12 protein-coding genes and 3 pseudogenes are annotated in these 12,299 nt (G+C 61.4%); 9 read left to right on the forward strand and 6 right to left on the reverse strand.

Translation table 11 applies throughout. From position 1 onward, the window contains the following. The first annotated feature begins 148 nt into the window (after nt 1-148). The 3 genes from MFF24_RS28900 (at nt 149) to MFF24_RS22470 (ending at nt 3,856) form a co-directional block, all read left to right on the forward strand. Nucleotides 149-283 (forward strand): hypothetical protein, encoded by a 135-nt coding sequence (locus tag MFF24_RS28900; protein WP_283214540.1) that lies wholly within the window; start codon nt 149-151, stop codon nt 281-283. 469 nt (nt 284-752) lie between these two features. Further along, on the forward strand, nt 753-2,561 hold the full coding sequence (locus tag MFF24_RS22465) for a hypothetical protein (protein WP_238227958.1): 1,809 nt from the start codon (nt 753-755) through the stop codon (nt 2,559-2,561). Nucleotides 2,562-3,061: 500 nt separating this feature from the next. Beyond that, complete coding sequence (locus MFF24_RS22470; protein WP_238227980.1) at nt 3,062-3,856, forward strand: ABC transporter permease; 795 nt, start codon at nt 3,062-3,064, stop codon at nt 3,854-3,856. A gap of 342 nt (nt 3,857-4,198) precedes the next feature. On the opposite strand, the gene MFF24_RS22475 is transcribed toward MFF24_RS22470, so the two are convergent. The 5 genes and pseudogenes from MFF24_RS22475 to MFF24_RS22490 form a co-directional block, all read right to left on the reverse strand. Further along, a complete protein-coding gene (locus MFF24_RS22475) occupies nt 4,199-4,555 on the reverse strand; it encodes a hypothetical protein (RefSeq protein WP_238227982.1) in 357 nt (118 codons plus the stop codon). Between the two features lie 4 nt (nt 4,556-4,559). Then, the gene (locus MFF24_RS22480) at nt 4,560-4,904 is read right to left on the reverse strand and encodes a hypothetical protein (RefSeq protein WP_238227984.1); all 345 of its coding nucleotides are present in this window, start codon (nt 4,902-4,904) and stop codon (nt 4,560-4,562) included. Nucleotides 4,905-5,262: 358 nt separating this feature from the next. Continuing rightward, nucleotides 5,263-5,388 (reverse strand): annotated as a pseudogene (locus MFF24_RS28975) (N-acetylmuramidase domain-containing protein); the annotation flags it as partial. Nucleotides 5,389-5,470: 82 nt separating this feature from the next. Further along, a pseudogene (locus MFF24_RS28980) lies at nt 5,471-5,680 on the reverse strand (N-acetylmuramidase domain-containing protein); the annotation flags it as partial. Nucleotides 5,681-6,033: 353 nt separating this feature from the next. After that, a complete protein-coding gene (locus MFF24_RS22490; RefSeq protein ID WP_238227985.1) occupies nt 6,034-7,029 on the reverse strand; it encodes a glycosyltransferase in 996 nt (331 codons plus the stop codon). Nucleotides 7,030-7,163: 134 nt separating this feature from the next. Between MFF24_RS22490 and MFF24_RS22495 the strand changes: the two genes are divergently transcribed. Then, nucleotides 7,164-8,021: an FkbM family methyltransferase gene (locus tag MFF24_RS22495; RefSeq protein WP_238227987.1), complete on the forward strand. Its 858-nt coding sequence runs from the start codon at nt 7,164-7,166 to the stop codon at nt 8,019-8,021. A 329-nt stretch (nt 8,022-8,350) separates the two neighbouring features. Here MFF24_RS22495 and MFF24_RS22500 read toward each other — a convergent pair whose 3' ends face one another. Beyond that, complete coding sequence (locus tag MFF24_RS22500; RefSeq protein ID WP_238227989.1) at nt 8,351-8,968, reverse strand: hypothetical protein; 618 nt, start codon at nt 8,966-8,968, stop codon at nt 8,351-8,353. Between the two features lie 82 nt (nt 8,969-9,050). Between MFF24_RS22500 and MFF24_RS22505 the strand changes: the two are divergent. The 5 genes and pseudogenes from MFF24_RS22505 (at nt 9,051) to MFF24_RS22525 (ending at nt 12,250) form a co-directional block, all read left to right on the forward strand. Continuing rightward, a pseudogene (locus tag MFF24_RS22505) lies at nt 9,051-10,195 on the forward strand (IS3 family transposase). Nucleotides 10,196-10,201: 6 nt separating this feature from the next. Beyond that, the gene (locus MFF24_RS22510) at nt 10,202-11,011 is read left to right on the forward strand and encodes an IS5 family transposase (RefSeq protein ID WP_238227991.1); all 810 of its coding nucleotides are present in this window, start codon (nt 10,202-10,204) and stop codon (nt 11,009-11,011) included. Between the two features lie 182 nt (nt 11,012-11,193). Then, complete coding sequence (locus MFF24_RS22515; protein WP_238227993.1) at nt 11,194-11,412, forward strand: hypothetical protein; 219 nt, start codon at nt 11,194-11,196, stop codon at nt 11,410-11,412. A gap of 98 nt (nt 11,413-11,510) precedes the next feature. Continuing rightward, nucleotides 11,511-11,801, forward strand: coding sequence for a hypothetical protein (locus MFF24_RS22520; protein ID WP_238227996.1), 291 nt, complete (start codon nt 11,511-11,513; stop codon nt 11,799-11,801). Beyond that, a complete protein-coding gene (locus MFF24_RS22525) occupies nt 11,798-12,250 on the forward strand; it encodes a hypothetical protein (protein ID WP_238227997.1) in 453 nt (150 codons plus the stop codon). Before MFF24_RS22520 ends, MFF24_RS22525 begins: the two co-directional genes overlap by 4 nt. Nucleotides 12,251-12,299 lie beyond the last annotated feature (49 nt).

Consider the following 12,299-nt stretch of genomic DNA (forward strand, 5'->3'; position numbering starts at 1 on the left):
GACAGGGCTGAAGGCATGGCATCCTCCATCACAAGCCCACCCAGTGAATCACACGCCAGCCAGATCGCCTACCCCAAGTGATTCAACCCGCTAGGGCACGGCTCTAGCCGGGAAGCTCGACGACCGGGCCGAACTCGCCGAGGGCTACGTGCTCGACCTGGCTGAGGCCGTGAAGGCAAACGCGTTCGCCACCGCCGTTCAGCGCGACAAGACGAGCATGCCGGGCGCGCGGCCGAATGCGGCGCGGACCGCGATCCTGCTGGCGCGGGCGCGGAAGGTGTGAACGCGCCGGATCACGTCATCGAGGACGGCGGTGCCAGCGGCTTCGTCGTGCAGGCTGGCGGGCCCGTCTCGGCGGACATCGAGCGCCCAGGTCTCTGGATTGCCCCTGATCAGCACGGCAGTTTGATGGGCAGGCACCGTAGCCGAAAGGATGGCGCCGAGTTCCTGGCGTCTTGGTTCATTGCGGAGGAGCCGGAGAGGTCATAAAGAACCGTACCGTCGCCGACTTAATCGCTGACGGCAAGACTACGAAGCCGCTGTTCACCGTGGCGTTGGGATGCGAGCACAAAGTGCTCCTCAAGCTGGCACCATCTAGCGCGTGCTCGGCGAGTTGTCCCGGCTATGCCGCTCCGCGGCGGGAGACGGGAGGCTGCCTGCTTGCCGAAACTGGCGGTCCTTCCATCTTTCGCAAACTATCTCCAATCCACTCGGCTCCTCCAAAGAGGAGGCGATCTCGGGAGTCGTGATGGATGAAGCGGTCACTTCTCACCCTTTCGGCGCTGCTCGTCCTGCCGTGGGTTCTACACGTAGAGGCAATCGCACTGCAGCCAGGCGATGGCTCCGCCTTCGATGTTACAGTGCCATTCAGTGGTGCTCAGCCGTACAATCTCGCTGAACGGTCCCGCGATGAAGTGAACGTTATGGCCTTTATCCCACCGAGCATACGAGGAGCGGTGCGGGCAGGAACGAACAAGGCTGACCTCACACCTTATATCCGGGCAGCAGCAGCGACTGGTCGAACAATCCGGTTTCCAGATGGGGCTTATCGCGTCTGCAACTCGATCCCTCTGAGTAACGGGCAGCGGCTGTTAGGGAATGGAGTTGCGAGTACACGATTCGATATCGACACCTGCTTCGAGGCAACGGCGAGGGCTGTGATCGACGTTGCATTCGGAGACAGTTCTGGTCTCGACGGGTTTGAAATCCGCTTCATGCAACCGGAGCGTCCGGGCGGTAGAGACGCAATCATCAAATACCCACCAGCGGTTGATTTCAGCGTCGCGACTCGATTCAAAATTGGCACACTTCGAGTCTCGGGCGCATGGAATGGCCTACGGGCAGTCGGAAACGCTGGAGGCTTTTCGGCTGATCTCCTGGAAATCGGTGCGTATCGTCAGGGAATCATCTTAGATGGCCTGCTCGACTTTGCTCACGTCAATTCGTTGCACTGTTGGCCTTTTGGATTGCATACTGATACGCAAAGAGAAATCTACTACGATAAAACAACAATTTGCGCCGAATTTGGTGCAATTGATGGACTTGATATTGAAAGTTTAAATGCCTTTGCTTCCTCGGTCTACTCAAATCGAAATGGAAATAGCGGTGCCGCGAGGCAGATCGGAATGATGCAACTCGATGGTGATGGCGCGAGGATCAAGAACGACGGCGGCGATTTTCAGTTCGGGATGATTTCCTCGACAAAAGGCGTCTCGCCCGATCCAATACCCGTACTTTGGAACACTAGTGGCACCATCACGATTGGGAGCCTGCATCTTTGGGGAGCTTCCACTAAGTCATACGTCATCAACACTGCTGGGACACTAGTGGTCAATGGCGGATCTTTCGAGCACATTGGTGACTCGCCGGCTCTGCAAGTGACCGGCGGGACTGCGATCGTGACCGGTGTTCGCCTCTCCCCTCTACAAGGGTCAACCCGCACACAGCCATATCTCCTTGCGAACAAGGGCGGGTGTCTGATTGCAATAGCTAACACGGTGACGACCGCTGGTTCTGGTGATCTCGTCTCTCTAGAGTCGGACGACGCTTGTCATACAGTCACCGAGAACGACTTCGGGACCTGGGGTTACCGGCTGCCACCAGGTGCCCACCTTGGAGAGTACGGGCCGAACAAAGTCGCAGCGTTTACTTGGATGCCGACACCAACTTTCGACAAGGCAAATGGAACTTTTGCAGCAAGCAAATACCTCATTCGTCAAAGCTTTTATAGCTATGATCGCGGAGAGATAAGGTATTCTTACCGTGTTGTGTTTCAGAGCGGCCCCTATTCTGGCGCTTCTGGAAAATTTGTTTTGGTTGGACTTCCATTTACCTCTCAATCAATCGATCAGTATCCTGGAATTGGGGGAGAATTCTCTGGGTTCAATCTGCTCGGCAGCGCAGCCTTCGCAACGCCAATCGTTTCGGCTAACCCGAACCATCCAGGCGTATATTACTCGTTGGGCGGTGGTCCGGGTTCCTCCCACCTTAATGTCGCTAACGTGCCAACAGCAATAGGTTTGCGGGCTTTAAGTGGCGCTGGCTCCATCCCATTGCGCTAATTTCGGCTCATTTAGCACAATGCGAGCACGGCGACTTTCTTCGAGTCTGCGCTAAGACGAGTTGGTCCGCTCTCGGCAGATGAGGGCGCGACCTTATATTGTGAAAGCAAGGTAGAGCTCGGCGCGACGCTCATGGCGTTTGGCAAATCATTGGAAGTGAGCCGGTCACGCTAGAGGCTGTTATGTGGACATGGGCAGGATACCTGATCCAGGCGCCGCCCGAGGGCTCAGCCCGGACGAGGCGGCCGTGCGGGAGATCTGTGAGGCCGTTGGGCGGAATGCTGCGGCGACCAGCGTCAGCGATGACGACCGCATGGCCGAGGTGCGGAAGCGGATGCTCGCGGCGGCGAAGTAGCCAGACGTCAGCGGCGTCGATGATTGCTCGCGGTCATGTCGACAGCAGCAGCACTCCCGCCTCCCCCTTAATGCTCGATAGCACCTCGATTCCGTCGCTATTGTAGCCGACGAGGTGGGCTCAATTGCCCGCTGCGATGGACACCATGAGAGACGCTCCCCACTCCACGCGCCCTATGCCGAGTTACATAGACGTCTACCTGCGTGTCCTCAGCGCTCTGATGCTGCGCGATATGCGCAGCCGCTTCGGTGGAAGCTACTGGGGCTATCTGGTTCAAGTGCTGTGGCCCTGCGTGCATCTCGGGATCATCGTCGGGGCGATGGCTTTTCGCGGCATGAAGCAGCCAATTCTCGATAGCCCCATGCTGTTCGTCGCGACGGGCGCATTGCCTGCACTCGCGTTTCAATACGTCTCGCGCGAGGTGATGAAAGGCTATTTAGTCCATAAGCCTTTGACTTATTTCCCGCAAGTAAAAAAGTTCGACACTGTAGTCGCTCGAATACTCGTTGAAATAGTTAATGCATTTCTGGGATTGATGCTTGTTATGGCGACACTTATTTGCTTCGGTGTAGATCCTGTCCCGGTCGATATATTCCAATCTGTTACCGGCTATTTGGCGGCGATTGGCCTGGGTATCGGCATTGGGTTTATAAATGTTGGCATTGTCTCGATCTTTCCGGGCTGGGCCCTCGGCTATGTGTTGATAACAATTTTGCTTTACCTTTCGAGCGGCGTGTATTTCCTCGCCTGCTACATGCCGCAGGAGATCTATTATTATATGCAGTGGAATCCCGTCACGCAGATTATCGATTGGGTTCGTCTTGGCTACGAGCCCATGATACCTGCCCAGGTAGGCTACCTTTATGTCTTTATGTGGATATTCGGATCTCTAACCGTCGGACTAATAATGGAGCGCTTCGTCGTTCGAGCACAACAATAGTCTCAGCAGCAATAAATGCCTAGCCTTCATCCTGCAATATTAGCGATCGTCATAACCGTTGATCTCTGGTGCTGGATGTCAGCATTCCTTTATGCACGTGCCGGTCGAACATACCGCGCCTTGATCTATCTGTGGATTGCGGGCGTGCCGTTCCTTATCGCTGCAAGCTGGGCAAATGCCGATCAGGCGGCTAGGCGGTTGGAGGTGAATAAACAGCGCGAGTTGGCAGAGCGGCAGAAGTTCGCGCCCCCGTCAGACCGCTAGGCCAATCTTGTCAGACTGCGCGCACGAAAATAGCCCCGAGGCCGAAGCCCCGAGGCGGTATGTGGATAGCGGGGAGGATCAGGAAGGCGAGCGGCCCGTGATCGCCTTGAGCATGGTCTGGCGCGTCTCCTTCATCTCGTCGCGCACCGAGGATACCAGGTCGTCGATGCGTCGCTCGAGGCGGGTGATGACGTCGCCGGTCACGTAGGTCCGCGCGACCTCGACCTTGAAGTTGTGTAGGGCTTTGGTCTGGGCGGCGATCTGGATCTTCACCGCCGCCATGTCGATCGTCAGCGGGGACACCGCGTCCTTCGTGCCGGCACGCAGCTTGCCGATGACCCAATCCGCGTCCTTGCCGAGGGCGAATAGGAACGCGGCGAGCGCCACGACCTGCGCCCAGGTGATCGGGCCGGGCGAGAGGAACGAGGTGTCCATGGCATCAGGCTTTCAGCAGGCGGGCGGCGCCGGCGCGAACCAGCGTCGTGAGCGGCGAGGAGACGAAGAAGGCTGTCAGGATGGTGGCCTCGATCGGCACGTAGGCTGGGGGCAGGTCGTGTACCGGCCATCCGAGATCGAAGGTCGCCGAGGCGCACATCGCCCCGAAGTGGACGGCCGGCGGGATGCCGATACCGTAGATCAGCCCCTTGAAGGCGGGCGCGATGGCCGCTTTCGCTTGGTTGGCCGCGATCTCGGCCTGGACCACCTGCACCGCGACGTCGCGCTGGGTGTTCTGGCCATTCTCGATCCCCTTGAGGATCGGGGCCAGCACCGAGTTGCCGAACACCTTGATCAGGCCGGAGCCGACGGCGCCGAGCGCGGAGCCGATCGGGTATCAGGTCGTAGAGCCCGGCGAGGCCGGTGCGGACCGCGCCACCGGTCGCCTGGACCCCGGAACGAAGAAGCCCGCCGGTGGGGGCGGGCTTGGCGGGGTCGTTAATTTTCGCGGCCACGATTGTGGGGGCAGAAATTAGCGTGGGACTTGGATGGGAGCCGGGCTCCATGCCCGCCGCCGTCATCGGCGCCAGCGGGTCGGGCGCCGGCTCACCCATGCCCGGCGACCAGGGCGTGTCCTTGATCTTCGACCACTTGGCGAAGGCCGCCGCGAGCTTGGTGTGATAGCCGTGCTTCGCGTGGCCGGCCTCGTTGGAGCCGCGGGCGAACCCCGCCCAATCGTGCCGGCGCAGCTCGTCGAGGCCGTTCGTGACGATGAAGCGGACCATTGCCGTGAGATGCTCGGCCTCGCCGCCGTTGCAGAACGCCAGCACCATCGCCTGCGGCGTCGCGTAGCCGGCGGGCCCGGTGGTTCTCGCCGAGGATCTGGCCCAGCCCCCAGGAGGAGGCCTTCAGCGCCGCCGTCTCGTTGATCGCCATCGCCTGCATCAGGCGGGGATAGCTATCGGTCGGGTAGGCACCGGGCTTCCAGGACGCGTAGGCGAGGCCGAGCGAGGCCGCGCGGGTGCGTTCGGCACCCGAGAGATTGCGCCAGAGGACGTGCGGCTCGAACAGCATCTTCGGCCGCTTCAGCCGGTCGAAGCCGCCGCCGGACGACTCCACCTCCATCACGGCGTGGATCTCGTCCTCGCCGACGCCGATGGTGTGACCGATCCGGGGGAGGTCGTAATCCGTCAGCCGTGTTGCGGCGCAGACGAAGCCAGCGGCGCGCGAAAGCGCCTGCGTCGGGGGACGAGATCATATTCGACTCCGGTTTGTTCAGGAAGGCCGTTCGGCTCTTGGGGAGCGCTTATCCAAAAGGTCTATACTGGCAACACGTGGATCAATACGCGTAGAGCCCGCCAATCTCGGACACTATATTTTCGAGACACGAAAGGCCCGAAGGGTTTTATCCCAACGAGCCTATCCACTTGGTAGAAACGGGTTTTGCCATCGCCCGCCTATTTAGAAACAGATCTGGCTTAGCCCAGAACGCGCTTCAACACCTCGACCGTGCGCTCGTCACTCGTCATCTCATAAGCACGGGCTTTGCCGTTTTCCGAGAGACGAAGGTAATCCTCGAATGAGATAGAGAGGAGCTTTTCGACCGCCTCTTCGACCGTGTCTGCAATTATCGAATTGTCGGGCATTAGGAAAAACTCTCCCAATGTTTTCCCTTCGATAAACCGCTTAAGCGTGACGATAGGCGTTCCTAGCATCATGGACTCAAGGCACGCTAGCCCATAAGCCTCGTGATCTTTGAATTGTGCGGTAAAAAAATTCTCCACCATTATACGATTGGCCGTGGCATGGTCTACATAGCCGCCCGGAGCTTCTAATCCGTAGTTGACGTAATGGTGTGGGTAGAGCCGCGCGAAAGCCGCAAAAACTTCTGATGCGATAGGCCATACATGCGGAGTGCTCACGAACGAGCTAATTGACTTTTTTGCATATGATGAGGCGTGATCCTTGGGCGTGATGTCGCTTATGTGCGGCTGCACAAAGTATAGCAACTTGTGCTCGACATAATGTGGGTAATTTTTAAATGTTTCAGTATCAGGACAAATCATCACGTCCGCAATCCCGTCCTCATATACCTGATACTGTTGAGCAACATTCAGGATCATCAAGTCGCCATGCTCGCGCGCGACTCGCTTCAGCGACTCTTCTGCAGGCTTACACGTAATAAGCACGTATCCCGGCGGCCGAGAAAAATATTCACTCTCGCTGATAAGGGCGCTTCCAATCCCGTCGTTCGGCGCGTACCAATTGAAGCGCCCCCAGTCACTATCCGGGCTGAGAACCTCGAAACCTATTTTCTTGAAGTCCCTTACCAGGGCAGTTGTAGCAGGCGGATGATAGTTCTGAATGAGAATGGACTTGTTTCGCATCGGCCCGCCATTGATCCGCGCAATACGATTACGAGAAGGCGCCGCGTTAACGCCGGAGACGCAATCGGGACCGGCAGGTAGCAACATTCAATCGTGGCGTCTAGTAGAAGCAATCAGCGGGTGGTATAATCACTGGACGACACCGGAACATGGGGGGGGGGCTGCGAGGACGTACGGTGATTAGGGTCGCTAGCTACGATCACAACCCTCCGGACTAGAACTTGGCCTCCTCAACTCAAAAAGTCGACAAGAAAGAGGGCGTGATGCTTCTCAAAATCGCAGGACAAGAGGTGGAGTTTTCGGGGAGCGACACCGATGATTATTTCAAATCGCTCCAGACCCACGCCAACAGCTTTGATGATCTTATTCAGCTGGCGAGCCGCGTGCCGGCCGATGCTGTTATCTTTGATGTCGGGGCGAATATCGGTGTAAGCGCCGCCATAATGGCGTTGGTGAAACCGGCTGCGAGAATTTTTGCTTTCGAGCCGTCACCTGCAAACATCGGCTTTTTGAGGCAGAACACTGCGCGGTTCCCTAACGTGACTGTCGTCGAGGCAGCCGCTTCTCACAAGCCAGGCACCCTCCATTTTCATATGTCCGACTACGGCGCTGGCTCGCACGTCGTGACCGAGAACCACATCACACTCGGGATGCCGGTGGTTGATGTTCCAGCCATTCGCCTCGACGACTATGCCAACGAGCACGCCTTGCGCCCGGCGCTCATCAAGCTCGACGTGGAGGGGCATGAACCGGAGGTTCTGGCTGGAGCTGGCCGCATCCTCTCCGAGGAGCGGCCATTCGTACACATGGAGTTCAACACGTGGACGCTCAACGCCTATGCCGGGCACAGTCCCGCTGCATTTGCGCAAGCACTCTGGCACGCGTTCGATGTTGAAGTGCATAACAACCCAAAACCTAATTCTCTTACATTTCTTCACGATCATTTCGTCAAAGATCACTGCTTCGCCGATTTGATAATGAAGCCGAAGGCGGGTGTTCCGATGCCTACCTATGAGGAGATGTCGTTTTCACCCGCCGCGCGAGAGGCGATTAGCGCCGCGCGTCAGCTACCTCGCTGAGGATCACCAATGGCTCAAACCATTCACACCGGCTTCCCTGCTCGCGCATTGGGCCGAGGAGGGGCGCCATATAATGCCTCAGAGCCGAGCTTGTCGGCGAGCACGTCAAGGCCCGTGCTAGTCGTCGACCTGTCCAACTTCGCTCCGGTCCTGGACGGTCCGGTTAGTCCTCGCGAGCAGACGCAGACTTGGATCAACGAGCAGTCGGCTGCGGCCGGCTTTGGTCGACGGCATCCGAGTTGAGAGACGCGGGTCGAAGTATGCCTTTTTCAGGTCCGAGTCTTAGTCGCCAGTGCACGTGACGGCCCGGCGGATTGCCGCCCTGCCTATTATCGCAGCGGAATCGAGTCAGATCCCGCGATGTACCGCGTGCCGGCACTGGTCGGCACGTTGGCCGGCCCGATAAAGGCGAGCGAAGCCCCTCCCAACTGCACCGGATAGATGCCAGGTTTGGTCGTATCGGCGCGAGCGGCCGGCGCCGCCCAAAGCTGGCCGGCCGTCAGGGTGAACCCTCCGAACTCAGAGAAGGCGCCCGGGCGGAAGTCGATGGCTGACGCATAGAAGGGCAACCCGGACAGGAAGACGTTGCCCGAATTGCCCGAGTAGGCGCCGTGGGTGAAGTATACGCGGAAGTTGTAGTCGATCTTGCCGGCACCGTAGCTCCAGCTGCCCTGCTGAACGGCATAGGACGACACCGAGAACGAACCGTTGCCCCCATCGAACGCGGGCGTCGGGGTCCATGTGAAGGGCGCAACCTTGTTCGGCCCGTACTCGCCAGCGCGGGCGCCGGCCGGAACCGACAGGTTCAAGGTGTTGAAGTCGTTGTTCTGGATCGTGTGCTCACCGAAGTCCTGCGCCACAGCGATGAACGGCCCGGACGGATTTGCTGCGCGCGGCAGAACCACGTTCCCCTTAGCGATGATCGCACCACCGTTGGCGTTGATCATCGCAGCCGTCTCGAGGTGACCTGACCGGCTGGCTTTGGACCGGGCTGGTTGAGAGGATCAGCCGGAACGGAAGGAGTCGGACATGCGGCGAGGTCAGAAGACGAGCGCGGAGCAGGTGGTGCTCAAGCTGCGCCAGATCGAGGTGCAGACAGCCCAGGGCAAGAGCTTGGCGTTGGCGTGCAAGGAGGCGGAGATCTCCGAGCAGAGCTATTACCGCTGGCGCAAGGAGTACGGCGGCCTGCAGGTCGAGCAAGCCAGGAAGATGAAGGATCTTGAGCGCGAGAACGCTCGGTTGCGCCGGCTCGTGGCTGACCTATCCCTGGAGAAGCAGGTGCTGGCGGACGTCGCCTCGGGAAACTTGTAGCCCCCGAGCGACGCCGGCAGGCAGTGGACGGGATCCGGGAGAAGTATGGTCTCTCCGAGCGTCACGCCTGCCGGATCGTCGGCCAGCACCGCGGCACGCAACGCTACGTGCCGACCGTGCCGGCCGACGAGGATTAGCTGACCCGCGCCATCATTGCCCTGGCGTCTGAGTATGGGCGCTACGGCTACCGCCGCGTCACCGCGCTGCTGCAAGCAGACGGCTGGCAGGTCGGCAAGGATCGGGTTCAGCGCATCTGGCGTCGCGAGGGGCTGAAGGTCCCCAGCCGACAGAGACCTCGCAGCCGCCTCTGGCTGAACGACGGCTCGTGCGTGCGGCTGCGGCCGCTTCGCCGCAATCACGTCTGGAGCTTCGACTTTGTGCGGGCCCAGACCCACGATGGGCGAAGCCTGCGCATCCTGACGCTGATCGATGAGCACAGCCGGGCATGCCTCGCGCTGAAGGTGGCACGGCGCATCAACAGCCTCGGTATGATCGAGGCGCTGGCCGACGCCATGTGCCTACACGGCATCCCGGAGCATATCCGGTGCCACAATGGTCCTGAGATGATCTCGAAGGCACTCTGCAAATGGGTCGCCAAGACGGGCCCTCAGATCCAGTACATCGCCCCGGGCTCGCCGTGGGAGAACGGGTACTGTGAGAGCTTTAACGGCAAGCTGCGCGACGAGTGCCTGAGGCAGGAGATCTTCTACTCGCTCAAGGAAGCCCAGACTGTGATCGGTCTCTGGCAGAACACCTACAACCGCCTCCGGCCGCACTCGTCCCTGGGCTACCGGCCGCCCGCGCCCGTCAGCTTCCCTGATCTAGAGGCTGTTATGGACCTGGGTGGGGCGGTGCTCAGATGAGCGAGGATGAGCCCTGCCCGCAAGCCGTATCCGTCCGACGTTTCCGATGAGGAATGGGCGCTGGTCGCCCCTTACCTGACCCTGTTGCGCGAGGATGCCGGCCAGCGCGAGCATCCGCTACGGGAGGTGTTCAACGGCCTGCGCTACGTCGTCAGGAGCGGTTGTTCCTGGCGGCTGATGCCCCACGATCTGCCGCGCTGGTTCGTCGTGTATCAGCAGGCCCAGCGCTGGCTGTCGGCCGGCTGCTTCGAGCAACTGGCCGAGGATCTGCGCGCGGTGCTGCGCATGGCGGCCGGCCGCCCCCCGGAGCCGACGGCCGCCGTGCTCGACAACCGGACCTTGCGCTCTTCCCCCGAGAGCGGCGAGCGGGCGGGCTACGACGGGGCCAAGCGCAAGAAGGGCTCGAAGCTGCATATGGCGGTGGACACGCTCGGCCACCTCCTGGCCCTGCACGTCACCACCGCCGATGCCGACGACCGGGCTCAGGTCGGCCGCTTGGCCGAGGCCGTGCAGGCTGCCACCGGCGAGAGCGTCGAGGTCGCCTTCGTCGATCAGGGCTACACCGGCGAGGAGCCGGCCATGGCCGCCCGTGCGCACGGCATCCACCTGGAGGTCGTGAAGCTGCCCGAAGCCAAACGCGGCTTCGTTCTGCTGCCGCGCCGATGGGTGGTCGAGCACACCTTCGCCTGGGCCACCCGCTTCCGCAGGCTCGTCAAGGACTACGAGCGATACGCCAGCACCCTGGCAGGCCTCCACCTCGTCGCCCTCGTCTGCCTCATGCTCCGACAGGCCGCTTCAATCGCCACAGGTTCATAACAGCCTCTAGGCTACCAGCCGCCCGCGCCCGTCAACTTCCCCGATCTGGCCTTCCGGCTGCCCATGGCAGTGGCCATGCAGTAGCCTCTCACTCGGCTCGGTCCAAAATACCGGTCAGGTCAGCGGTCGCCACCGGCATCCCGCTCCGCTACCTCCAGGATTACGAGCGGGGGCGCAGCAGCGTGCCGCCGGCCCGCCGCCAGAAGCTCGGCGAGGCGCTCGGGCTCGACCCTCTGGTGCTCGGTGCGCCGGTCGCCCCCGCACCGATCGCTGAGCCGCTGCCCGCCGACGAGGCCGCGTGGCTCGCGCTCTACCACCGCCTGCCGACGTGGCTGCGCGCCCTGGTGCGCCGCTGCCTCGTCGTCCCCGCAACCCCTCAGGAGGAAGCCCGCGCATACTGAGCCCAGCCGATTTCGCCGTCGCCGATTGGGACAAGCTGTCCGCTGGCCTTCTGGCGCTCTCCGCTCGCCGTGCGCTGGCCGCTCGGCAGGACGAGCGGATGCTCCGGCAGAAGTTCGCTCCGGTCGGCGAGGACGAGCACCGCATCGCGGACCACGACCTCCCGGCAGTCGAGGAGGACCTCGACGAGATGGACCGGGAATCGGTGGTCCTCGCTCAGACCGCGCACGCCTTCTCGCAGATTGGGCGCTTCATAGCGGACGAGCAGAGCGGTCGGCCCGCTCCAACATCGGCCGGGACCGCATCGTTCAGCCCGTCGGGGCGCTGCTTCCTCGCCCGCGCTATCGCCCGGTTGACCGGCGCCCCCATCGGATCGGGAGCCGCCGCATGAGCGCCCTCGGCATCTACTGCGCCGATTGCGGCACCGAGTGCGAGCGGATCACCGGTCGCGAGGCCGGCGCCCGCGAGCCAGACCTGATCGACGCCCAGGTCTGGGCCTGCACGGTCTGCCCCGAGGCATGGGCGCCGTGTGCGGAGGACGGCACGCCGGTCGGGCTCCCGGCCGGCGCCCAAACCCGCAACGCCCGCGCCATGCTGCGCGAGCGCGAGGTCGAGCGTCTCGTCGGCGAGGCCCTGCGCGACGTCCCGAACGGCCGGACCATCGCCGAGGAGCGCGTCGCCGCCTTCCTCGCCCACGCGCTGCGGCTGCCGGCGTCCGAGGCCGCGATCGACCTCCTCAACCTCGAATGGTGCCGCCATGCGTGGCGGGTGCTCTATGGCGCCTCCTACGCCGAGGTCACGAAGCACGCCCAGACTTATCGCCCGAGGAAAGCCGCCTGATGCGTTCTGTCCTCGCCCGCGCCTTCGCCGCCCTCACGTCCCCCTCTCG

The organism is Methylorubrum aminovorans (genome assembly GCF_022179725.1).
GTDB lineage: Bacteria > Pseudomonadota > Alphaproteobacteria > Rhizobiales > Beijerinckiaceae > Methylobacterium > Methylobacterium aminovorans.

Excerpts from the sequence above, each read along its gene's own strand:
- MFF24_RS22465 (WP_238227958.1), top strand. The coding sequence starts at position 753 with ATGAAGCGGTCACTTCTCACCCTTTCGGCGCTGCTCGTCCTGCCGTGG.
- MFF24_RS22470 (WP_238227980.1), top strand. The coding sequence starts at position 3,062 with ATGAGAGACGCTCCCCACTCCACGCGCCCTATGCCGAGTTACATAGAC.
- MFF24_RS22475 (WP_238227982.1), bottom strand. The coding sequence starts at position 4,555 with ATGGACACCTCGTTCCTCTCGCCCGGCCCGATCACCTGGGCGCAGGTC.
- MFF24_RS22490 (WP_238227985.1), bottom strand. The coding sequence starts at position 7,029 with ATGTTGCTACCTGCCGGTCCCGATTGCGTCTCCGGCGTTAACGCGGCG.
- MFF24_RS22500 (WP_238227989.1), bottom strand. The coding sequence starts at position 8,968 with ATGATCAACGCCAACGGTGGTGCGATCATCGCTAAGGGGAACGTGGTT.
- MFF24_RS22510 (WP_238227991.1), top strand. The coding sequence starts at position 10,202 with ATGAGCCCTGCCCGCAAGCCGTATCCGTCCGACGTTTCCGATGAGGAA.
- MFF24_RS22520 (WP_238227996.1), top strand. The coding sequence starts at position 11,511 with ATGCTCCGGCAGAAGTTCGCTCCGGTCGGCGAGGACGAGCACCGCATC.
- MFF24_RS22525 (WP_238227997.1), top strand. The coding sequence starts at position 11,798 with ATGAGCGCCCTCGGCATCTACTGCGCCGATTGCGGCACCGAGTGCGAG.